Source organism: Arthrobacter sp. TMS2-4, assembly GCF_054511075.1.
Map to the genome: position 1 here is coordinate 39624 of NZ_JBTNDI010000011.1, position 21542 is coordinate 61165.

The window sequence follows — 21542 nt, forward strand, 5'->3', positions numbered from 1 at the left end:
GTCAGGCGAAGTCCTGAACCTTCTTCCAGCCGGGATCGAGCGCGTGCTTCGCGGTGACGGCGCGCTGGTCGGAGGCCGCGGCGTCGAGCACGTCCTTCCCGTTCTGGTCCTCCGAATCGGAGTAGAAGTGGAGGGTCCGCACGCCCCTGGACGTCTCGGTGGCCACCAGCATCCCCCGGATCCCGAGCGCCGTGACGAGTGAGTCCTCGAGGTCGTTCAGGGCGTCGAACGCAGTGGGGCGGGGGAGGCCCTGCTCGTCGGCGTCGAACGGGACCCGCAGCGCCGTGTGGAGGTCGAAGCGCGGATGGTCGATCCACCGCAGCGGGCGCAGGACCCGCACGAGGATCGGGTCGCCCGCGCCGAGCGTGCCCTGCATGAGCCGCCAGCTCGGTTCGGGCAGGGTGCGGGCGAAGTCCGCCACCCGGGCCGGCAGCTCCGCGGCGGGGATGCTGTCCGCCACGTCGTGGACGATGCAGTCCACGCGGCGCACCCAGCGTTCCACGTCGTCCTCGCCGAGCAGCCACTCGAGCAGCAGGACGCACAGCCCGTACTCGTCGTCCCACTGTCCGGTGAAACCCGGGTTGTACACCGAGACGATGAAGCCGTCACCTGCGCGGGTCACCGCGGCGTGCACGCGGGTCCGGCGGAGGTCGAACGTCCGACGGCGGTAGGTGATGGTCGACTCCAGCATGTCCGGCTTCGCGCTGCGGGCCGGCACGAAGTCCCAGCGCGGGCCCGGCGGCGGGGACGCGCGGTACCAGCGCTCGGCCACCGGGCGCAGTGACGCATCGCCACCGCTCGAGACGCAGAGCGTGTGCTCGGCGCCCGTGCCCGTCCTGGTCTCCCACTCGAGGCCGCGCGCGATCGCCCGCACGCGCCGGGTCATGACGTCCACGTAGGCGTCGAAGTCCCCGGCCCGCGTGGCGTCGGTCAGCAGCTCCTCGCCGTCGTCGGCCCACCATCGCCAGAAGGCCTCGATCGGGTCCGCCCCGGCCCTGCGGGCGGATGTCCTGCGGCGGCTGAAAATACCCATCATTCCTGCATCCCCCCGGTGCCGGCGGCCGCTCAGCGGCGGCGGTAGGTGAGGTCGAACACCATGCGTCCGGCGTGGATGGCCTTGTTCTCGAAGCTGGTGAGGGGGCGGCCCTCGAAGCGGGGAGCCCAGCCGCCGAGCGTGTCCGTCCCCTCGTTGACGCCCGTGTTCCCGGTGCTCACCGGGTCGCGGCCCTCGCGCACGGGAGCGCCGCCGACCACCGATTCCACGCCGCTCGCCCAGACCTGGGTGAGCGGGCTCTCCGCGCCATGGCGCTCGCCCGCGTGCAGGTTCTCGAACTCCGGATGGGCGTCCAGGACGGCGCGCATCTGCACGGCGTAGCTGGACCAGTCCGTGGCGAGGCGGAACAGCCCGCCCGGGGCGATGACGCGGGCGGCGAGCTCGACGTAGTCCTCCTTCACCAGCCGGCGCTTCTGGTGGCGGGCCTTGTGCCAGGGGTCGGGGAAGAAGGTCCAGAGCTCGGCGACGGACGACGCCGGGATCATTCCCGCGAAGGCCGCCGCCGCGTCGACCTGCGCGGTCCGCACGTTCGTCAGGTCCTTCTGGCTGACGCGCAGCATGGTCTGGGCGAGTCCGGGCCGGTACACCTCGAGGGCCAGGTAGTCGCGGTCCGGGTCGAGCTCGGCGGCGTGGGTGATCGCTTCGCCCAGCCCCGATCCCACCTCGACGACGAGCGGCGCGGACCGGCCGAAGGCGGCTTCGACGTCGAGCACGAAGCCGGGCGCCACCGAGGTGTCGGCGTCATGCACGCGCGGGACGTCCAGGAGGAAGGCCTCGGCCAGTTCGTCCCACGCCTCCCGCCGCCTGCCCTGCAGGCGCGAACCGCGCCGGACGAAGGACACGGGCTGCGTGCGGTGCGGCTGGTCGGGGGTCTGTACGTGAGGATCCATCACTCCCAAGGCTACCGGCAGGGGGTCGCGGCGGGGCGCCGGCGGGGCCCACGATGCGGGCTTCCGGCGCTCCGGCTGGTAAACTGGGAGGACTTGCCTGCGCACGGCCGACCATGTCATCCAGACTGGCGTCATCCAGAACAGCGCGCAGCCTGCGTCGATAGAACGCATTCTTTTGTCCCGCATCCAGCTCGCACGATCGTGAGCGCGGTGGACACTGTCTGACTCTTCTTCGGCGAACCCCTGCGCCGACCGGCGCCGGGGAACATGAGAAGAAAGTTCGTGTACTCCACATGACTACTTTTGCCGCCCTCGGTGTGCCCAAGGCGCTGGTCGAGAACCTCGCCGCGCAGGGCATCGCCGAACCCTTCCCCATCCAGGTCAAGTCGCTGCCCGACTCCCTCGCGGGGCGCGACGTCCTCGGCCGCGGCCGCACCGGCTCGGGCAAGACCCTCGCCTTCGCCCTCCCCATGGTCGCGCGTCTCGCCGAGCAGGAGGCGGCCTACCGCCGCAAGCCCGGGCGCCCGCTGGCCCTGGTCCTCGCCCCCACGCGTGAGCTCGCCACCCAGATCAACGCCACGGTCGAGCCCCTGGCCAAGGAACTGGGCCTGACCACCACCGTCATCTACGGCGGGGTCTCCCAGCAGCGCCAGGAGAAGGCCCTGCGTGCCGGCGTCGACATCGTCATCGCCTGCCCCGGGCGCCTCGAGGACCTGATGCGGCAGAAGCTCATCACGCTCGAGTCCGTGGAAATCACCATCCTCGACGAGGCCGACCACATGGCGGACCTCGGCTTCCTCCCCGTCGTGAAGAAGCTGCTCGACACCACCCCCGCCGACGGCCAGCGCCTGCTGTTCTCGGCCACCCTGGACAACGGCGTGGACAAGGTGGTCAACCGGTACATGACCAACCCGGTCACCCACTCGGTCGACGACCCGCAGGCGGCCGTCACCACGATGGAGCACCACGTGCTGCTGATCGGCGACCAGACGCAGAAGAAGCAGCTCATCGTCCAGCTCGCCTCCGGCTCGGGCCGCCGACTGCTCTTCATGCGCACCAAGCACCACGCGCGGAAGCTCGCCAAGACCCTCACCGACGCCGGGATCCCCGCCGTCGACCTGCACGGCAACCTGTCGCAGAACGCCCGCGACCGCAACCTCGCGGAATTCTCCTCCGGTGACGTGCGCGTGCTCGTCGCCACCGACGTCGCAGCCCGCGGCGTGCACGTGGACGACGTCGAACTGGTGGTCCATGTGGATCCGCCCACGGAGCACAAGGCGTACCTGCACCGCTCGGGCCGTACGGCACGCGCCGGCTCGTCGGGAACCGTGGTCACGATCACGCTGCCCGAGCAGAAGTCCGAGGTGCAGAAGCTCATGAAGGCCGCGGGTGTGGACGTCGCGTTCGAGAACGTGAAGGCGAGCTCACCGCTGGTCCTGTCGCTGACCGGCGACCTCGCGGAGAAGATCGACCCGCGCACCCGCGCGGCGCTCCTCGTCTCCCGCGACGCCGCGCGCGGCCAGGGCACCTCCACCGGCGCGAACGCCGAGCGGAAGCGTGCCCGCCGCGGTGCAGCAGCACCCACCGCGGGTGGCCGTGGTGGCCGCGGCGGTCGGGGACGTGTCTCCGCCGATCCGCAGGCCGCGCAGGGCAACCGCGCCGAGCGCCGCAAGGACCAGCCGCAGGCACCCCGCTTCGGCAGCGACTCCGGTGCCGCCGCTACGTCAGGTGGGTCCCGCCGTCGCACCGAGGAGCCGCGCACGGCCTCCGAGACGACGTCGCGCAGCCGCCGTCCGTCGTCGGGCCAGCGCGTGGGCGACGCGGTCCGCCGCCCGGCTTCCGGGGCTCCCGCAGCCGCGGGCCAGCGCAGCCACGCGCCGTCGTCCCCCCGCTCGGAGGGCGCACGCTCCGAGGGTGCCCGCCGCTCCGGCGGCTCCCGCAGGGCGAGCGCGCCGGCATCGAACGACCGTCGACCCCGCTAGCACTCCGCGTCGTCGCTGAGGCCCCCTACCCCTCCGGGTAGGGGGCCTCACGCGTCCCGGATGGTGCGGGCCTGCGCCGGGTGCGGAACAATGGCCGGATGAACGCACTCCTGAACATCATCTGGCTCCTGTTCGGCGGCATCTGGCTCGCCCTCGGCTATTTTGCGGCGGGCGTGATCTGCTGCCTGCTGATCGTGACCATCCCCTTCGGCATCGCGTCGTTCCGGATCGGCGTGTACGCGCTATGGCCGTTCGGCCAGACCGTCGTGAACCGGGATGTCCGCATGGGGGCGTGGTCCACGATCGGGAACGTGATCTGGGTACTCGTCGCGGGCATCTGGATCGCCATCGGCCACGTGCTCACGGCCATCCCGATGTTCCTGAGCATCATCGGGATCCCGCTGGGCATCGCGAACCTCAAGCTGATCCCGGTGTCGCTGGCACCGCTCGGCAAGGTCATCGTCCCGTCCCAGGGGCCCTTGCTGCAGACGTACCGCTGACCCGCTGCTGACGGTGCCGCCGCCAGATCACCGTCGGCGGCACCGACCATGGGCGCTAGTCTGCCGCGGAGCTGTGGGCCGCCGACCCGTTCTGCCCGGCCCTGTCGGCGTTCTTCAGCAGGTCGCCGAGCAGCGCGATGATGTCGAGCCCGGTGGTGTCCTTGACCATCTGCGTGGTCTGGTGGACGCCGCTCGAGACGTTCTTGCTGAGCTGGCTCGCGCCGTCGTTGGAGACCACGGTCATGGTATCGATCGCGGACATCGGCGCTGCGATCTCCCGGGCCATGGCCGGCAGGACCTCGAGCACCTTCGACAGGATGGCGGCCTGGTTGAACTTCTCGTAGGCCTCCGCCTGCGCGGCGATACCCGCGGCCTCCGCCTTGCCGCGGGCTTCCGCGGATCCGGCCTCGGCATCACCGCGGGACGCGATGACGGCGGCATCGGCGCGGCCCCTGGCCTCGCTGATGGACGCCTCGGCGGTGCCGCGCGCGGTGTTCGCGGCGGCGTCGGCCTCGGCGGCCACGCGGTCACCCTCGGCGACGAGCTTGCGGCGGGCAAGGTCCACGCGCGCCTCGATCTCGGTGGCCTCGGAGGCACGACGGCGCTCCTCGAGCTTCGCGTCGGCCTGCTGGATGAGACGGTACTTCTCGGCGTCCGCGGGCTTGCGCACCTCGGTGTCGAGTTCGCGCTCACGCAGCTCCGCACGCCGCTGCGCCACCTGCTGCTCGCGCATGATGACCTGCTCCTGCTGTTCCGCCTGCGCGAGCGGACCCGAGGCATCGGCCCGCGCCTGGCGGGCGTCGGCCTCCTCCTTGAGCTCCGCGCGGCGGATGATCAGCTGCTGCTGCGCGAGGGCCACCTGCTCGTCGGACAGGGCCCGTGCCTGCTCCGACTCCTGCATGGACCGCGCCTCCGCGATCTTCGCGTTGCGCTCGGCGAGGGCGGCCTCGGGGCGGCCGAGGTTCTTCAGGTACCCGGAGTCGTCGTCCACGGACTGGATCTGGAACGTGTCGATCTCCAGCCCCTGGTTGTGCATGGAGTGCTCGGCCTCCTCCTTGACGCTCTTGGCGAAGGTGGCGCGGTCCCGGATGATCGATTCGACGGTCAGGGTACCCACGATGGAGCGCAGCGAACCCGACAGCGTCTCCTGCGTGTAGTGGTCGATGGCGTCCTGCTGGTTGAGGAAACGCTGTGCCGCCTTGCGGACGGCGTCGGCGTCGCCGCCCACCTTGACCTGCGCCACGCCGGTCAGGTGGAGCTTGATGCCGTTCTTGGAGATGCCCTCGATGCGCAGGGACACCTGCCGGGAGGCCAGGGACAGCGGGTAGGCCCGCTGGGAGAACGGGTTGATGAAGATGCGGCCGAAGACGACGCGCTGGCTGTCCGGATCGGGCTGCCCCTTGCTGTCCTTGGACGAGATGATGAGTGCCTGGTCCGGGCTGGCGATGTGCAGCGCCATGCGGGCGAGGACGACGCCGACGATGACGACGAGGAGCAGGAGTACCGCGCCGATGATGAGCGGGAACGTGAGATCCACTTGCGACCCTTTCAATGGTCTTCGAAGAAGCCCCGGCGGCTCAGGTGCGCGCCGGAGCGTGATCAAGCTGTTGCGTGCACCGTGCTGATCTGACCCCCAAGTCGTCGAAGTGGATGACCCGCGCTGCGGGCCCGTGGTTCTAGGAGGCGGCCCCGGTGAGGAACGCCTGCATGAGGGGCCCGCCGGAGGTGGAGCCCAGCTCGCCCTCCTCGACGAAGACGGCGACGGCGAGGTCTCCCTGGAGGGCGACGACCCACGCGTGGGTGCGCGGGGGAGTCTCGCTGCCGAATTCGGCGGTGCCGGTCTTGGCCAGCACGGGGGGCCCGGGAACGTCCTGCAGCAGCTGCGCGCCGCCCTGGGCGACGACGGCGCCCATGAGCGTCTTCAGGGTCGCGGACTCCGCGGGGGTGAACGCACTCGGCGTCGCGGCCCCGGAGGGAGCGGCGGTCGAGGACGCGCCGTCGGAGGGAGCAGCGTCGGTGGGAGCGGCGGTCGAGGACGCGCCCGCGATGGCGGACGGCGACCCGGACGGTGACCCGGACGGTGACCCGGACGCATCGCCGGGCGCGAGGAGGGTGGGGGTGACGCGGTCGCCCGCGCCGACGGACGCCGTCATGGTGGCGAGGGCGAGGGGCGAGACGAGCACCTCGCCCTGGCCGATCATGGCCGCGGCGTGGGCGGTGCCCTCCGCCTCGCTCGGGACGGAACCGAAGAAGGCGGGTGTCCCGATGGCCGCCTCGACGCCGACGCCGAGATCTGCGGCAGCGCTCACCAGCTCGGTCTGGCCGACCTCGTCCCGCGCGGAGATGAACCCGGTGTTGCAGGACTGGGCGAAGGTCTCGAGGAGCGGGATGGTGCCGAGGGATTCCGCAGGGAAGGTGCCGGCGTTGTTGAACCTCCGGCCGTCCACCACGACCTCTTCGCTGCACTCGGTGGGCGTCCGGGGTGTGAACCCTGCGCGCAGCAGGGCGAGGCTCGTGGCGATCTTGAAGGTGGACCCCGGCGGGTACTGGCCGAGGAGTGCCGTCTGCAGGCCTTCGCTGCCCGGCCCGTTGGCGGCCGCGAGGATCTCGCCCGTGCTGGGACGGATGGCCACGATCGCCGACGCCGACGGCTCGTCCGCGAGCACCTCCTCACCGAGGCTCTGCAGCCGGGGGTCGAGCGTCGTGGCGAGGTCTTCGCCGTCCACGGGGACGGTGGTGAAGAGGTTTTTCGGTGCGGTCTGCGCGTCACCCGCGGGCACCGCGGTCACCGACAGGCCCGGGGTGCCCGCGAGCCGGGCGTTGTGCTGCAGCTGGAGACCGGACAGGCCGGTGACGTCCCCGGCGCGGAGTGCGCCGTCGGACTGCTCCACGAGCTCGGCGGTGGCTTCCCCGACACCGCCGAGCAGCTCGCGCGCGAACGTGCGGGTGGGGGCGAGCTCGAGGGTGTCGGCCTGGCGGAGGGCGCCCGGGATGGCATCGATCTGCGCGTCGGTCACGGTCCGGTCGGCGTCGTCGCGCAGCACGAGGGCCACGACGAAGGCTTCCGCGCCGGCCGCGGCTACTTGCTCCTCGTAGCCGGCGGGGTCGAGGTCGAGCAGCGTCGCGAGGGCACGGGCGGAGGCGGGCTGCTGTGCCTCGGGTACCAGGGTCTTGTCGATGCCGACGCGGACCACGGGCCGCTGCGTGACGATGACCGCGCCGCCCGCGCCCGTGATGTCGCCGCGGTCGCCGGGCACGCGCGTCACGGTGAGCTTCTCCTCCGGCAGGAGGTCCGGGACGAACAGGCCCGGGTCCCAACCGGTCTGCCACGTGTCCTCGACGCGCGTGAGGTCCGCCGTCGTGCTGTAGGTCCAGTCGGCGTCGGTCGCGTCGAGGTCCCACACGTACTCCAGCGTCACCGTCGCCGTGTCCTCGCCGGTCTCCTCGACACCGGCCACGGTGACCTGCGGCGGTTCCGGCGCGAAACCCTCCGTGATCGCGGCGAGCTGGGCGGTGACCTCGGCGGACTCCGCGGAGGTGAAGGCCGACGGTCCGACGTCGAGCCGGGAGAGTCCCTCGGCCAGCGTGCCGGCGGCGTCCTGGGCTGTCGGCCGGTCATCCGTGCAGGCCGCGAGGGTGAGGCCGAGGGCGACGGTGGTCAGGACGGACGTGGCGCGCAGAAGTTTCCCCATGCGGCCCATTATGTCGGAGAACGCCGCCACGCCCCGCCGCGCCGGCGGCGCGCCGGGCGGGGCGTTGCGGCGCCGTGCCGGGCGACGTCAGGCGGTCGCGACCGTCCTGGTGCTGCCCGCGAGGACGCGTGCCTGCTTCACGAGGTCGGCGCAGCGCTCGCCGATCATCATGGTGGTGATGTTCGGGTTCACGGTGGTGAGCTCGGGCATCACCGAGGCGTCGGCGACCCGCAGGTTCCGGACACCCTTCACCCGCAGGTCGGGATCCAGCGGGGACATGGGGTCGTCGGCCGGTCCCATGCGCACACTTCCGGCCGGGTGGTAGACGGTGTTGTGGGTCCTGCGGATGTAGTCCTGCAGCTGCTCGTCGGTCTGCACCTCGTCCCCGGGATACAGCTCCCGCCCGGCCCATTCGGCCATGGCCGGCTGGGCGACGATCTCGCGGGCCTTGCGGATACCGGCGATCATGACGCGCATGTCGTGCGGGTCGGTGAAGTAGCGCGGATCCACCATCGGCTTGTCGCGGAAGTCCCGGCTGCGGAGCCGGACCGTGCCGCGTGAGCGGGCGTGCGTGACGTTCGGTGTGAGGCAGAAGCCGTTCTCCGTGGTCGGGTAGCCCTGCCGCAGCGTGTGCATGTCGAACGGGACCGTTCCGTAGTGGAACATGAGGTCCGGCCGGTCGAGCCCCTCCTCGGTGGTGGTGAAGATCCCGATCTCCCACCACTGGGTGGAGGTCTGCGACATGGGCTTCTTCGCCTCCCACTGGATCACACCCTCGGGGTGGTCCTGCAGGTGTTCGCCCACGCCGGGGGAGTCGACGCGCACGCGCACGCCGTGCTCCTCGAGGTGGGCTGCGGGGCCGATTCCCGAGAGCATCAGCAGCTTCGGCGTGTCGATGGCGCCGGTGGACACGATGACCTCGTGCCGCGCGGTCAGCGCGTGCGTGCGTCCGACGACACTGTCCACGACGTCGACGCCGGTGCAGACGTCGTCCCCGTCGATCCGCAGCTCCCGCGCCCGGAAATCCGTGAGCAGCGTGAAGTTGGGGCGGTCCAGGATGGGGTGGATGTAGGACACCGAGGAGGACGCCCGGGTGCCGTCGGCCTGCCGGTTGATCTGGAACAGGCCGGCGCCGTTGATGACCGTCTCGCCCGTGTTGAACCGGGTCCGGGGAATGCCGGCCTGCTCGCAGGCATCGAGCAGTGCCTGCCCGGAGGGATCCTCCGGGGGGATGTTCATCAGGTGGACGGGGCCGCTGTCGCCGTGGTGCGGGGCGTCCTCTCCGGCGTCCTCGTTCCGCTCGAGCCGCCTGAACAGCGCGTAGGCCGTCTCCGCGTTCCAGCCGGTGGCCCCGAAGCGCTGCTCCCACTCGTCGATGTCCTCGCGCGGCGCCCAGAACGCGATGCACGAGTTGTGGCTCGAGCACCCGCCCATGACCTTGGCGCGCGCGTGGCGCATGAACGAGTTGCCGTTCTCCTGCGGTTCGATCGGGTAGTCCCAGTCGTACCCGGACTCCAGCAGTTCCATCCAGCGGTCGAGGCGGAGGATGACTTCCTGGCCGCGGTCGTCAGGCCCTGCCTCGACGAGGGCCACCTCGACGTCGGGGTCCTCGCTGAGACGCGCGGCGACGGCCGCTCCGGCGGACCCTCCGCCGACGACGACGTAGTCGAACTCGGTCTTGTGCAACAGCTCTTCGGGGGTGCTCATGCGGATTCCTCCTCGATCCGGGCCGCGAACCAGCCCGTGACCGCCGGGTCGATGTTGTGGTAGATGTGCTTGGCCTCCTGGTACTCCGCGAAACCGGTGGGCCCGAGCTCGCGGCCGACGCCGGAGTGCTTGAAACCGCCCCACTCCGCCTGCGGCAGATAGGGGTGGAAGTCGTTGATCCAGATGGTGCCGTGGCGCAGGCGGGCCGCGACGCGCTGGCCCTTGCCGGCGTCCTGGCTCCACACCGCGCCGGCGAGCCCGTAGTGGGTGTCGTTGCCGAGCTCCACGGCCTCGTCCTCCCCGTTGAACGTCTCCACGGTCACGACGGGCCCGAACGCCTCCTCCACGAGCACCGACGAACCACGCGTCACCTGATCGAGGACCGTCGGTGTGTAGTAGAAGCCCGATTCCAGCTCACCCTCGCCCCAGGTCCCGCCGCAGCGTAGCCGCGCACCCTCCGCGACACCCTTCTCCACGTAGGCCGTGACCTTGTCCCGGTGCGCGGCCGAGATCAGGGGGCCGGTCTCGGCCGCCTCGTCGAACGGGCCGCCCAGCCGGATCTGCCGTGCGCGGCGCACGAGTTCGTCGGTGAATCGTTCGGCGATCGGCTCCTCGACGAGGAGCCGCGCGCCGGCAGAGCAGACCTGGCCGGAGTGCACGAACGCCGCATTCAGCGCGTTGTCGAGGGCGGCATCGAAGTCCGCGTCCGCGAACACGATGTTCGGGTTCTTGCCACCGAGTTCCAGGGCCACCTTCTTGACCGTGCCGGCCGCGGTCGCGGCGATCGTGCGTCCCGTCTCCAGGCCCCCGGTGAAGGACACCATGTCGACGTCGGGGCTCTCCGAGAGCGGTGCCCCGACGACGGCGCCGGCGCCGAGGACGAGGTTCGCGACGCCCTTCGGGATCCCGAGCGTGTCGAGGAGGTCCATCATCAGGATGGCGGTCGACGGCGTGAGCTCGCTGGGCTTGAGCACGATCGAGCACCCGGCGCCGAGCGCGGGCGCGATCTTCCAGGCGGCCTGCAGCAGCGGATAGTTCCACGGTGAGATGAGGCCGCAGACGCCCACGGGCTCGTAGACGATCCTGCTGACCACGCTGTTGTTGCCGGCGTCGACGATGCGGCCCGCGCTCTGCCCGGCGAGCTTGCCGAAGTACGCGAAGCAGTCGGCGATGTCGTCCATGTCCACCTCGCTCTCCACGAGGCGCTTGCCGGTGTCCAGGGTCTCGGCCCGCGCGAACTCGTCCTTGCGGGCGCGCAGTTCAGCGGCCACCCTGAGCAGGAAGTCGCCGCGCTGCGGGGCGGGCGTCGCGGCCCATTCACCGCCGTCGAACGCGCGCCGCGCGGCCGCGATGGCCCGCTCGGTGTCCTCCCGGGTGCCCTCGGACACCTCGGCGACGAAGGAGCCGTCGGCCGGGCAGCTGATGGTGCGGGTACCGCCGTCGGACGCGGGGACCCAGGCGCCGTCGATGAACAGGGTGGCGGGCGTTGCCGCGGATGGTGCGTCGGTCACTTCGTGTCCTCCTGGTGTGCGAAATCGGATTCCCAGTTGTCCCTGGCCGCCTGATCCTCGGTGAAGGCCGTGTTGCCCGGCAGCGCCCGGTTCAGGTGCAGGAATTCGAGGTGGGTCTCGTAGTGGTCCAGGACGTCGGTGATGACCTGGTCCCTGCTGTAGCCCGCGAGGTCGTAGCTGTGGCTCCCCTCCAGGGAGAAGACCTCCATGCGGTAGTACTTGGCGTCCATCGAGGCCTCGCCCCGGGCGTAGGACGGCACGTCGTACTGGACGGGGTAGATCTGGTACTTGAACGGGCGCTCGTCGCCGAGCTCCACCTGGAGGTCCACGTGGCGGATCCCGCAGGGCTCGACGACGTCGGTCGTCAGGGCGACGTCCGCGCCCTGCGCGCGCAGTTCGTCGTGCACTTCCTGCAGGGCGGGGAGCGCGACCGTGTCCACGAAGTGGTTGGCCTGCCGCGGTCCCGGGTAGCTCATGGCGCGGCTGAGGCGCTGTCGCCAGGTGCGCGCCGAGGGTCCGCCCGTGCTCCGTCCCGAGATGATGCCCGGCAGGCTCGCCCGGTAGCTGTCCGCCAGGGAGATCTCCACGCGGAGGGCCCGGTACAGGCCGAGCATGATGAACAGCAGCAGGATCGACAGGGGCAGTCCCATGATGATCGTCGCGTTCTGCAGGGTGGTCACCCCGCCCACGGTCAGCATCGCGAGCGTCAGCAGGCCGGTCACGACGGCCCAGAACACGCGCAGCCACTTGGGCCCGTCCGCCTGGGCATCCTTGAGGTGGCTGGTGAAGTTGGCCATGACCAGCGCCCCCGAGTCGGCGGAGGTCACGTAGAAGAGCAGGCCGGTGAAGGTCGCGACGCCGATGATGAGCGGTGCGGCGGGGTACTGCTCGAGCAGGCCGTAGAACGCCCGCTCCGGTTGTGCCATCGCCGTCTCCCCGAAGGCGGCGTTGCCGTTCATCACGATGTCGAGGGCACTGTTCCCGAAGATCGAGATGAACAGCACGATGAAGGTGAAGGGCACCAGGAGGGTCCCCAGGACGAACTGGCGGATGGTGCGGCCCCGGGAGATGCGGGCGAGGAAGAGCCCGACGAAGGGTGCCCACGCGATCCACCACGCCCAGAAGAAGAGCGTCCAGCCCTGCAGCCAGTCGCCCGGCCGGTCGTAGGCGAAGGTGTCCAGCGTCATGCCGGGGAAGCGGCTGAGGACGTCACCGGTGTTCTGGATGATGCCGTCGAGCAGGAAGCTGGTCTTCCCGGTGGCCAGGATGAACACCATCAGCGCGAGGGCGAGAAGGACATTCAGTTCCGCGAGCCTCCGGATGCCCTTCTCCACGCCCGAGAGGACCGAGGCCGTCGCCATGACGACCGCGACGGCGATCAGCCCGATCTGCACGGAGACGTTCTCGGGCAGGCCGAACATGAGGCTCAGCCCGTAGTTCAGTTGCACGACCCCGATGCCCAGCGACGTGGCGATGCCGAAGATGGTGCCGAGGAGGGCGGCGATGTCCACGCCGTGGCCGAGCGGACCGTCGACCTTCCTGCCGAAGATGGGGTAGAGCGCGCTGCGGATGCTCAGGGGCAGATTGTGCCGGTAGGCGAAGTAGCCGAGGGCGAGGCCCATGAGTGCGTACAGCGCCCAGCCGGTGATGCCGTAGTGGAAGAGCGTGAGGACCATGGCCTGCCGTGCGGCCTCGACGGTGCTGCCGTCGCCCTGCGGGGGAGCGAGGTACTGCGTCACGGGTTCGGACACGGAGAAGAACATCAGGTCGATGCCGATGCCTGCGGCGAAGAGCATCGACGCCCAGGTGAACATGCTGAACTGCGGCGTCGAGTGGTCGGGGCCCAGCTTCGTCTTGCCCACCCGGGTCAGCGCGAGGACCAGGACGAACACGACCACCAGGGTCACGATGAGGAAGTAGTACCACCCCATGTTCGTGGAGACCCAGGTGACGAGTGATCCGATGACGGCTTCGGCGCCCGGCGCGTCGGCGATGGCCCAGATGGCGATGGCGAGGATCCCGGTGGCCGATCCGATCAGGACGGTCCAGTTGATGCGGGTCCGGGGGGCATCGGCGGCGATCGGTGGGTCGTCGCCTCCCGCGCCCGTCGCGGGTGGAGCATCGGCGGTCGAACTCATGTCGTCCCTTTCGTCGGCGCCGCTTCTTGACGCTGTTCGTGGGGCGGAATGGCACGAGCGAAGCGCGCCCGCCCGGGCGCGCGGCGTCCATGGACCTTCCCCGTGGGCCACCAACGCTACAAGAAGCACGTTCGGGGTCGGGAAAAACTTGATCCCGATCACAGGTGGACCGATCGCCGTGACGTGCTCTACGCCACGCCACGCAGCGGGCCGTCCGAGGATCCGCCGCACCGGAATATCCTCCCGACGCCGAAAGTTGAGTCGAGTACACTCAAGGCACCACCTGCATCGACCATCAGACCGGAAGGAACCGCGCGTGGATACCAACTTCACCACCAGGAGCCGTGAGGTGTTGTCAGCCGCTGCGATGAACGCGTCCACGGCGGGCAACGCCCAGATCGAGACGCCCCATTTCCTCAAGGCGCTGCTCGACCAGCGGGACGGCATCGCCGTCGCCCTGCTCCGGGCGGCGGGCGCGGATCCCGACACCGTGAGTGGCCAGGCGAGCTCCGCGATCAAGGCGCTGCCATCGTCGTCCGGATCGTCCGTGGCGCAGCCGCAGTTCTCGCGCGGCGCCCTGCAGATGGTCAGCGCGGCGCAGCAGGAAGCGGAAACGCTCGGGGACCAGTTCGTGTCCACCGAGCACCTCCTGCTGGCCCTGGCAGCCGATGGGGGAGCGGCCGGCGGAATCCTCCGGTCCGTCGGCCTCACCCGCGAGGCCCTCGCCGCCGAACTGCCGGGCGTGCGGGGCGACAAGCGGGTCACGACGCCGGACCCCGAGAACACGTTCCAGGCGCTCGAGAAGTTCGGCGTGGACCTCACCGAGGTGGCCCGCAGCGGGAAGCTCGACCCGGTGATCGGGCGGGACACCGAGATCCGCCGCGTGGTGCAGGTGCTCAGCCGCCGCACCAAGAACAACCCCGTCCTCATCGGCGAGCCCGGCGTCGGCAAGACCGCCGTCGTCGAGGGGCTGGCGCAGCGCATGGTTGCGGGGGACGTCCCCGAATCGCTCCGCGGCAAGAGGCTCATCAGCCTCGACCTCGGGTCGATGATCGCGGGTGCCAAGTACCGCGGCGAGTTCGAAGAGCGGTTGAAGGCCGTGCTCGAGGAGATCAAGGGCTCCGACGGCCAGGTGGTGACCTTCATCGACGAACTCCACACCGTGGTGGGGGCCGGCGCGTCCGAGGGTTCGATGGACGCAGGCAACATGCTCAAGCCCATGCTGGCGCGCGGTGAGCTCCGGCTGATCGGTGCGACGACGCTGGACGAGTACCGCGAGAACGTCGAGAAGGACCCGGCGCTCGAGCGCCGGTTCCAGCAGGTCTACGTGGGCGAGCCGTCCGTGGCGGACACCGTCGGCATCCTGCGCGGGTTGAAGCAACGCTACGAGGCGCACCACAAGGTCTCCATCGCGGACTCCGCGCTCGTCGCAGCAGCCACCCTCTCCCACCGCTACATCCCCGGACGGCAGCTCCCGGACAAGGCGATCGACCTCGTGGACGAGGCCGCCTCGCACCTGCGCATGGAGATCGACTCGGCCCCTGTGGAGATCGACGAGCTGCGCCGCTCCCTCGAGCGCATGAACATGGAGGAGATGGCCCTCTCCCGCGAGAAGGACGAGGCATCCATCGAGCGGCTGCAGTCCCTGCGGGCCGAGATGGCCGATCGCCAGGAGGAGCTCAACGCCCTGAACGCACGCTGGGAGGCCGAGAAGGCGGGCCTCAATCGCGTGGGTGACCTCAAGGCCTCCCTCGACGAGCTGCGCTCGCAGGCCGACCGCGCGCAGCGCGAGGGCGACCTCGAGACGGCGTCGCGCATCCTCTACGGCGAGATCCCGCGCGTCGACCACGAACTGCGCGAAGCCCAGGCCGCCGAGGAGCAGACCGCGAGCGCGCCCGAGCTGATGGTTGCCGAGGAGGTCACGGCGAACGACATCGCCGAGGTCATCTCCGCCTGGACGGGCATCCCGGCAGGACGCATGCTCCAGGGCGAGAGCGAGAAACTCCTCGCCATGGAGCAGGCCATCGGCGCCCGACTGATCGGCCAGCAACGGGCGGTGTCCGCGGTGTCCGACGCCGTCCGGCGCGCGCGGGCCGGTGTCTCGGATCCGAACCGGCCCACCGGGTCCTTCCTGTTCCTCGGGCCGACGGGCGTGGGCAAGACGGAACTCGCGAAGGCGCTCGCAGACTTCCTGTTCGACGACGAACGCGCGATGATCCGCATCGACATGTCCGAGTACTCGGAGAAGCACTCCGTGGCGCGCCTCGTCGGCGCCCCTCCGGGATACGTCGGCTACGAGGAGGGCGGCCAGCTCACGGAGGCCGTGCGGCGCCGCCCCTACAGCGTGGTGCTGCTGGACGAGGTGGAGAAGGCGCACCCCGAGGTCTTCGACCTGCTGCTGCAGGTGCTCGACGACGGGCGGCTGACCGACGGCCAGGGCCGGACGGTCGACTTCCGGAACGTCATCCTCGTGCTGACGTCCAACCTCGGCTCGCAGTTCCTCGTCGACCCCGCCCTCGACGACGCCGCGAAGCGCGCCGCCGTGATGTCCGCGGTGAACGCGAACTTCCGGCCCGAATTCCTCAACCGCCTCGACGACGTCGTGGTCTTCGATCCGCTGAGCCTGGACGAACTCTCGAGGATCGTCGACCTCCAGGTCAGGGCGCTCGCCGACCGGCTGCACGAGCGCCGCCTCGAGCTCGACGTCACGGCGGCGGCCGGCGAATGGCTGGCCCTCACCGGTTTCGACCCGGCGTACGGCGCCCGCCCGCTCCGCCGGCTCGTACAGCGCGAGATCGGTGACCGGCTGGCGAAGGGCATCCTCGCCGGGGAGATCGTCGACGGCGACACGGTCCTCGTCGACCGCCCCGCACCGGAGGTGGACGCGCTCGGCGAGGCCGGCCCGGAGGCCGATGGCCTCGTGGTGCACGCCGTCCGCTGACCGGGCCGACGAGGGGTGGCAGGGCGACCGCCTCTCGGTCGCCCTGCGGGTGCGCCGTCGCTTCCTGTCAGCGGCTCAGCAGACTCCGGCTGACCGGGCCGCCGTCCTCGACGACCGCGAAGCAGTCCACGCGGCGGTCGCCGTCCGCCCAGGTCGCCTCCGTCGGGGTGGCGTGCAGGAGCGTCACCCCGAGGTCCTCGGTGACGGCGTCGGGGTCGATGCCGGCCGATGCCGCGGCACACGCCGCCTCGGCACGCAGGCCCAGCTGGGCGCGTCCCGGGAACGCGGCGCCGTCGGCGTAGGTCTCGTTCCCGACCAGCTGTGCGTTGTGCGGCTCCGCGCAGTCGACCAGCACGGCCTCCTCCGTGATGTCCGTGAACTCCGCCAGGCATTCCCCGGCTGCGAGCGACGACGGATCCACCCGGTTCTCGTCCTCCGGTCCGCCCAGCAGCGAGATGAGGAGCCAGACGAGGAGTCCGAGCAGGAGCAGGGCGCCGCCGACGAGCAGCGCGAGCGGGAGGATGCCGCTCCCGGAGGGGGTCCGGTCCCGTTCCGGGTGCGTATCGCCCGTGGGTTCGCCGACCCGGTCGTCCGTCGGGTCCATGTCCGGTTCGCTTGTCGGGTCGACCGCCTGTGCGCCGGCGGGTTCGCCCGTCGGGTCCATGTCCGGTTCGCTTGTCGGGTCGACCGCCTGTGCGCCGGCGGGTTCGCCCGTCGGGTCCACGGCCTGTGCGCTGGCCAGGGCGCCGGTCGGGTCGACCGCCTGTGCGCCGGCGGGCTCGCCCGTTGGGTCCACCGCCGGCGTCGTCGTGACCCGGCCCGCACGGGGTGCAGGGTCGCCGTCGGGGTCGGCGCGGGATTCCGGTGGCGCCCCGGCCGCCGAGGAACCGGTGCGGTCCGGCAGGGTGTCGGGATCGACGCCGGGAGAGGTGCCCGGAAGTCCCGAGCCGGCGCCGCCCCGCGGCGGAAGAACGTAGGGGATCGGGTTCTCCGGCGTCGCTCCCGCGTCGTTCGCGCCGTCGTCCACCCGACCTCCTGCGGGGCCGGCCGGATCTCCGGCGGTCCCTCCTGCGGGCGCCGTGCCGGCCGGCGCGGCCTTGACCGAGGGTGCGTCGGCCGGCATCGGGCCGCCCACCAGGGATCCGGCCTGCTCGGCCGCGGCGGCGACGGCACGGGCCTCCGCGGCGGCTTCATCCAGCGATGCCGCCTCAGCGACCTCCGGACTGATCTGCGCCGGTTCGAGGGCGGGTTCCTCGAGGTCGAGGCTGCCCGGGGAGACCGTCAGTTCGGGTTCCAGCGTCTCGACGGAGATGTCCGGATCGTCGAGGACCACGGTGTCCGGGTCCAGGACGGCGTCGCCCGCAGCGTCCTCGGCGCCGTCGACACTGTCCAGTTCCGGGTCGCGACCGGGCTCGTGACGGCGATCCGCCGGCGCCTGCTCCTCGTTGCTCATGGTGGGCTGCTGTCTCCTTGCACTCCTGGCCGGATGGTCGCCACCATGGCCGGCGTTCCGACGTGGGGTCGACTCTATCCAAGATCGCCTGCGGAACGGACGGTCCGGCGGAGATTCTCCGCCGCGGACGGCGCCCGGTGGTTCCTTCCCGGGCCCCGACGGAGGCGCACTCGGGTGCCTTCGAAAACATGTAACCTATACTTACGACAAATCGACCAAATACTCCGGGGCCTAGCTGCAGCCTTGGGCCTCGTGCCCCAGTGACCACCTCGGATCGACGCACAAAGGGGGTCACGCCATGGGGCGCGGCCGTCAAAAGGCAAAAGCTACCAAGCAGGCCAGGGACATGAAGTATTTCAGCCCGGCCACGGACTATTCGGCACTGCAGCGAGAGCTCACAGGCCCGGGCAGTCGTGCATCCACCCGGCGTTCGGAACCTCTCGAGCCGGTCGAGCCCGACTACTCGGAGTACGCGGACAAGTACGCCGACGAGATCGACGACGACGGCGAGGAGAGCGGCTCGCGCCGCACCGGCTGACGCCGGTCGGTGTTCCTCCCGGACCGGACGGTCCTGCCGATCGGAACATCCAGAACCGCACGGCGCATCGACCCTTCGGGGACGGTGCGCCGTTCTGCGTGCGGGGACGGGACGTCCCGGAGGGTCGGCGTCAGGCCGGGAACGCGAGGAGGGGCTGGAAGGCCAGCTCCGCGGCGCCGACGAGCAGGAGTTCCGGTCCGAGCGCAGCACGCCGCACCATCACCCGGCCGGCGAGCGAGTCCGCGTTGACGGCGTCGGCGAGCCGGTCTCCACGACGACCGACGAGTGATCCGAGGAACCCGCCTAGGACGATCAGCTCAGGGTCGAAGATGTTGACGACGTCGGTCAGTGCAGCCGCGAGCAGGTCCAGTTGACGGTCGGCCTCCGCCTGCACGGCGTCGGGCGGGTCGTCCGCCAGCACCCGTTCGAGGGCCTCGATGCCCCCACCGTCCAGGCCCGCCGCCTCGAGCAACCGCTCGAGGCGGACCTCCGCGTCGAGGCACCCCGCACGGCCGCAATGGCACGCCCGACCGCCCGGGCTGACGAGCGTGTGGCCCAGTTCGCCGCCGTACCCCCGGCTGCCGACCAGTTGCGCGCCCCCGCTCACGATGCCGCCGCCGATGCCGCTGGCACTGCCGTTGAGGTAGACGGCATCGCGGATGCCGAGCGCCGCGCCGAAGATGCTCTCGGCGAGCGATCCGAGGGAGGCGTCATTGGCGGCCACGGCCGGAAGCCCGAGTGCGGTGCCGAACGGACCCGTGAGGTCGACGTCGCGCCAGCCGAGGTGCGGTGCGACGAGCACGCGCCCCGTACTCGCGTTGACCAGTCCGGGGAGCGCGATCCCGGCGCCGAGCACCCGGTCGAGTCCGGCGAGGACGGGCCGGAGGCCCGCCACCATCTCCTGGGTGAGCCGGACCGCGTCATCGAGCGAGGGGACACCCCGGGTCTCACGGCGGACCCTCGCATGGACGTGACCGCCCAGTCCGACGACGCCGACGGTCAGGGCATCGATGTCAGGGTTGACCGCGATGACCGCCACGTCCGGGTTCGCCTGCACGATCGGGCTCGGCCGGCCCACCCGGCCGCCCACGGCCGGTTCCGTCTCGCGGACGAGGTTCTTCTCGGTCAGTGCCGAGACCAGGGCCCCCACCGTGGAGCGGTTGAAGCCGCTGCGCCGGGTGAGCTCGGCGCGGGACAGTGGGCCGTTGCGGTGGACCATCGTGAGGATCTGGGAGAGGTTCTGCGCACGCAGTCCCTCGGTGCCGTTCGTCCCGCCGGGTAGTGACCGCACGATCTCGGATTCTCCTTCGTCCTGCAGGAGCCTCCTGCGCCTCGCCTGCCCCATCGTATCCAACCCCTTTCCCGGGGCGCCGCTGGTCAGCCGCGCTGCTGCGCCGACGGGGCAGTGCGCTGACCAGCGGTATTTAGTAAGCCGACTTGCTATCTGCGGTGGAGGGCCGTAGTGTCAGCGGAGTAGAGCGGTCGTAGAGCACACTGCGGACCTTCCAGCTCTTACCCATGGACGAGCCCGATCAGGGCATCCATCGCCGGATTCCGGCCCCTTTACTTCTCAGGAGAAACCCCTTGGCTCACAACAACGCGCACAACAACACCCACTCGACCACCCTCACCGGTGATCACGCTGCGGAGGTCCGCCGCTCCACCGAGACGAAGGCGTCGACCAAGACCACCGAATTCTTCGCGTACATCGCCATGGTCCTCGCCACGATCATCACGTCGGTCATGGTAGGCAATGGTGACGGCGGCGGCGACGACATCTTCGATGGCCGCGACGCCATGCAGCTGATCACGTACCTCACCATCGGCTACATGGTGGCCCGCGGACTGGCGAAGTCCGGAAGCCGCGAGCACTACAACGCCTAGCCTGCATCGTCATCCCCGTGCCTGGAATCCTCCGGCACGGGGATGACCTGTATCCAGCGCCACCTCTCCGTCTGACGGCCACCGCCCTTCGCCGGCTCCGACCCACGCAGTACCCATCACCACCGCCAAGGACACCCATGAGCGATCTCGCCGTCCCGCATCCCACGCCCGCAGCCCCGCGTACCGTCCGCCTGTCCCGGCCGAACGATGTGGTGGCCTCCTACTCGGTGCTGCTGAAGCAGGTGCGCAAGGAGGGCCTGCTGGCCCGACGGCGGCGCTTCTACGTCTCCGTGTTCGCGGCCCTGGCCCTCGCCCTGGGGGCTGCGTGGACCGGCTTCGCGCTGCTGGGTGACAGCTGGTTCCAGCTCCTCGTCGCCGCCGTCCTGGGCATCGTCCTGACCCAGGTCGCGTTCCTCGCCCATGAAGCCTCCCACCGGCAGATCTTCACCACCCGCGGGGCGAACGACTGGTCCGGACGCGTCCTGGCCGCCGGCGTCGTGGGCATCAGCTACGCCTGGTGGATGGACAAACACACCCGCCATCACAACGATCCCAACACCCGCGGCAAGGACCCCGACATCGAGGTCGATACGATCTCGTTCCTCGCCGAGGACGCTGCCAAGGCCCGCGGCGTCCAGGCCTGGATCACCCGCCGCCAGGGCTATCTGTTCTTCCCCCTGCTGACGCTGGAGGGCATCAACCTCCACGCCCGCTCCATCGCCACCCTCTTCGCCCGCCGCACCGTCACCGGCCGCTGGGTGGAACTGGCCCTCCTGGGCGCCCGGTTCGGCGCCTATCTGGGCGTCCTGTTCTGGTTCCTTCCCGTGGGCCTGGCGTTCGCGTTCCTCGGCGTTCAGCTCGCCGTGTTCGGCGTCTACATGGGAGCCAGCTTCGCGCCCAACCACAAGGGCATGCCCGTCCTCCCGAAGGACAGCACCCTGGATTTCTTCCAGAAGCAGGTCCTGACGTCCCGCAACATCCGCGGCGGTTCCTTCGTGAACAACGCCCTCGGCGGGCTGAACTTCCAGATCGAACACCACCTCTTCCCCGACATGCCGCGTCCGCACCTGCGTCGCGCCGCCGTCATCGTGAAGGAACACTGCGAACGCCTCCGCGTCCCCTACACCGAGGTCGGCGTCGCCGCGTCCTACGGCGCCGTCGTGGGCTACCTCAACCGCGTGGGCCTCGCCGCCCGCGACCCCTTCGACTGCCCCATGCTCAACCGCTACCGCCGCCCATGAGGGACCGATCG

The 21542-nt window shown here is 70.6% G+C and carries 15 protein-coding genes; 6 read left to right on the forward strand and 9 right to left on the reverse strand.

Annotated elements, in window-relative coordinates:
- Nucleotide 1 precedes the first annotated feature (1 nt).
- Both ACX80F_RS13415 and trmB read right to left on the reverse strand, forming a co-directional pair.
- Nucleotides 2-1036 (reverse strand): DUF695 domain-containing protein, encoded by a 1035-nt coding sequence (locus tag ACX80F_RS13415; RefSeq protein WP_459336904.1) that lies wholly within the window; start codon nucleotides 1034-1036, stop codon nucleotides 2-4.
- Nucleotides 1037-1065: 29 nt separating this feature from the next.
- Complete coding sequence (gene trmB / locus ACX80F_RS13420) at nucleotides 1066-1944, reverse strand: tRNA (guanosine(46)-N7)-methyltransferase TrmB (protein ID WP_459336905.1); 879 nt, start codon at nucleotides 1942-1944, stop codon at nucleotides 1066-1068.
- 293 nt (nucleotides 1945-2237) lie between these two features.
- Between trmB and ACX80F_RS13425 the strand changes: the two genes are divergently transcribed.
- Together ACX80F_RS13425 and ACX80F_RS13430 are read left to right on the forward strand one after the other, a co-directional pair.
- The gene (locus ACX80F_RS13425; protein WP_459336906.1) at nucleotides 2238-3926 is read left to right on the forward strand and encodes a DEAD/DEAH box helicase; all 1689 of its coding nucleotides are present in this window, start codon (nucleotides 2238-2240) and stop codon (nucleotides 3924-3926) included.
- Nucleotides 3927-4024: 98 nt separating this feature from the next.
- Entirely contained in the window at nucleotides 4025-4426 is a 402-nt protein-coding gene (locus ACX80F_RS13430; RefSeq protein WP_459336907.1) for a YccF domain-containing protein, read from the forward strand.
- A gap of 55 nt (nucleotides 4427-4481) precedes the next feature.
- Here ACX80F_RS13430 and ACX80F_RS13435 read toward each other — a convergent pair whose 3' ends face one another.
- The 5 genes from ACX80F_RS13435 to betT all read right to left on the reverse strand — a co-directional run bounded on the left by ACX80F_RS13435 (nucleotide 4482) and on the right by betT (nucleotide 13474).
- Entirely contained in the window at nucleotides 4482-5963 is a 1482-nt protein-coding gene (locus ACX80F_RS13435) for a flotillin family protein (protein WP_459336908.1), read from the reverse strand.
- Between the two features lie 139 nt (nucleotides 5964-6102).
- Entirely contained in the window at nucleotides 6103-8118 is a 2016-nt protein-coding gene (locus tag ACX80F_RS13440; RefSeq protein ID WP_459336909.1) for a penicillin-binding transpeptidase domain-containing protein, read from the reverse strand.
- A gap of 87 nt (nucleotides 8119-8205) precedes the next feature.
- On the reverse strand, nucleotides 8206-9825 hold the full coding sequence (locus tag ACX80F_RS13445) for a GMC family oxidoreductase (protein ID WP_459336910.1): 1620 nt from the start codon (nucleotides 9823-9825) through the stop codon (nucleotides 8206-8208).
- Nucleotides 9822-11336: an aldehyde dehydrogenase family protein gene (locus ACX80F_RS13450; protein WP_459336911.1), complete on the reverse strand. Its 1515-nt coding sequence runs from the start codon at nucleotides 11334-11336 to the stop codon at nucleotides 9822-9824. Before ACX80F_RS13450 ends, ACX80F_RS13445 begins: the two co-directional genes overlap by 4 nt.
- Nucleotides 11333-13474 carry a choline BCCT transporter BetT gene (gene betT / locus ACX80F_RS13455; protein WP_459336912.1) on the reverse strand — a complete coding sequence of 714 codons (2142 nt, stop codon included), beginning with the start codon at nucleotides 13472-13474 and terminating at the stop codon, nucleotides 11333-11335. The genes ACX80F_RS13450 and betT overlap by 4 nt, the downstream gene beginning before the upstream one ends.
- A 316-nt stretch (nucleotides 13475-13790) precedes the next feature.
- Between betT and clpB the strand changes: the two genes are divergently transcribed.
- On the forward strand, nucleotides 13791-16415 hold the full coding sequence (clpB, locus tag ACX80F_RS13460; protein WP_459336913.1) for an ATP-dependent chaperone ClpB: 2625 nt from the start codon (nucleotides 13791-13793) through the stop codon (nucleotides 16413-16415).
- A gap of 67 nt (nucleotides 16416-16482) precedes the next feature.
- Here clpB and ACX80F_RS13465 read toward each other — a convergent pair whose 3' ends face one another.
- A complete protein-coding gene (locus ACX80F_RS13465) occupies nucleotides 16483-17868 on the reverse strand; it encodes a septum formation family protein (protein WP_459336914.1) in 1386 nt (461 codons plus the stop codon).
- A gap of 298 nt (nucleotides 17869-18166) precedes the next feature.
- Between ACX80F_RS13465 and ACX80F_RS13470 the strand changes: the two genes are divergently transcribed.
- Complete coding sequence (locus ACX80F_RS13470) at nucleotides 18167-18406, forward strand: DUF3073 domain-containing protein (RefSeq protein WP_459336915.1); 240 nt, start codon at nucleotides 18167-18169, stop codon at nucleotides 18404-18406.
- 130 nt (nucleotides 18407-18536) lie between these two features.
- Here the strand turns inward: ACX80F_RS13470 and ACX80F_RS13475 are convergent, their stop codons facing one another.
- A complete protein-coding gene (locus tag ACX80F_RS13475) occupies nucleotides 18537-19751 on the reverse strand; it encodes an ROK family transcriptional regulator (protein WP_459336916.1) in 1215 nt (404 codons plus the stop codon).
- 239 nt (nucleotides 19752-19990) lie between these two features.
- Here ACX80F_RS13475 and ACX80F_RS13480 point away from each other — a divergent pair, with 239 nt between their 5' ends.
- Together ACX80F_RS13480 and ACX80F_RS13485 are read left to right on the forward strand one after the other, a co-directional pair.
- Nucleotides 19991-20290 (forward strand): hypothetical protein, encoded by a 300-nt coding sequence (locus ACX80F_RS13480; RefSeq protein WP_459336917.1) that lies wholly within the window; start codon nucleotides 19991-19993, stop codon nucleotides 20288-20290.
- A 137-nt stretch (nucleotides 20291-20427) separates the two neighbouring features.
- Nucleotides 20428-21531 (forward strand): fatty acid desaturase family protein, encoded by a 1104-nt coding sequence (locus ACX80F_RS13485; protein WP_459336918.1) that lies wholly within the window; start codon nucleotides 20428-20430, stop codon nucleotides 21529-21531.
- The last annotated feature ends 11 nt before the right edge of the window (nucleotides 21532-21542 follow it).

Coding starts and splice junctions, on each gene's coding strand:
- ACX80F_RS13475 (WP_459336916.1), bottom strand. CDS start 19,751: ATGGGGCAGGCGAGGCGCAGGAGGCTCCTGCAGGACGAAGGAGAATCC.
- betT (WP_459336912.1), bottom strand. CDS start 13,474: ATGAGTTCGACCGCCGATGCTCCACCCGCGACGGGCGCGGGAGGCGAC.
- ACX80F_RS13425 (WP_459336906.1), top strand. CDS start 2,238: ATGACTACTTTTGCCGCCCTCGGTGTGCCCAAGGCGCTGGTCGAGAAC.
- ACX80F_RS13440 (WP_459336909.1), bottom strand. CDS start 8,118: ATGGGGAAACTTCTGCGCGCCACGTCCGTCCTGACCACCGTCGCCCTC.
- trmB (WP_459336905.1), bottom strand. CDS start 1,944: ATGGATCCTCACGTACAGACCCCCGACCAGCCGCACCGCACGCAGCCC.
- ACX80F_RS13430 (WP_459336907.1), top strand. CDS start 4,025: ATGAACGCACTCCTGAACATCATCTGGCTCCTGTTCGGCGGCATCTGG.
- ACX80F_RS13445 (WP_459336910.1), bottom strand. CDS start 9,825: ATGAGCACCCCCGAAGAGCTGTTGCACAAGACCGAGTTCGACTACGTC.
- ACX80F_RS13485 (WP_459336918.1), top strand. CDS start 20,428: ATGAGCGATCTCGCCGTCCCGCATCCCACGCCCGCAGCCCCGCGTACC.
- ACX80F_RS13470 (WP_459336915.1), top strand. CDS start 18,167: ATGGGGCGCGGCCGTCAAAAGGCAAAAGCTACCAAGCAGGCCAGGGAC.
- ACX80F_RS13415 (WP_459336904.1), bottom strand. CDS start 1,036: ATGATGGGTATTTTCAGCCGCCGCAGGACATCCGCCCGCAGGGCCGGG.
- ACX80F_RS13465 (WP_459336914.1), bottom strand. CDS start 17,868: ATGAGCAACGAGGAGCAGGCGCCGGCGGATCGCCGTCACGAGCCCGGT.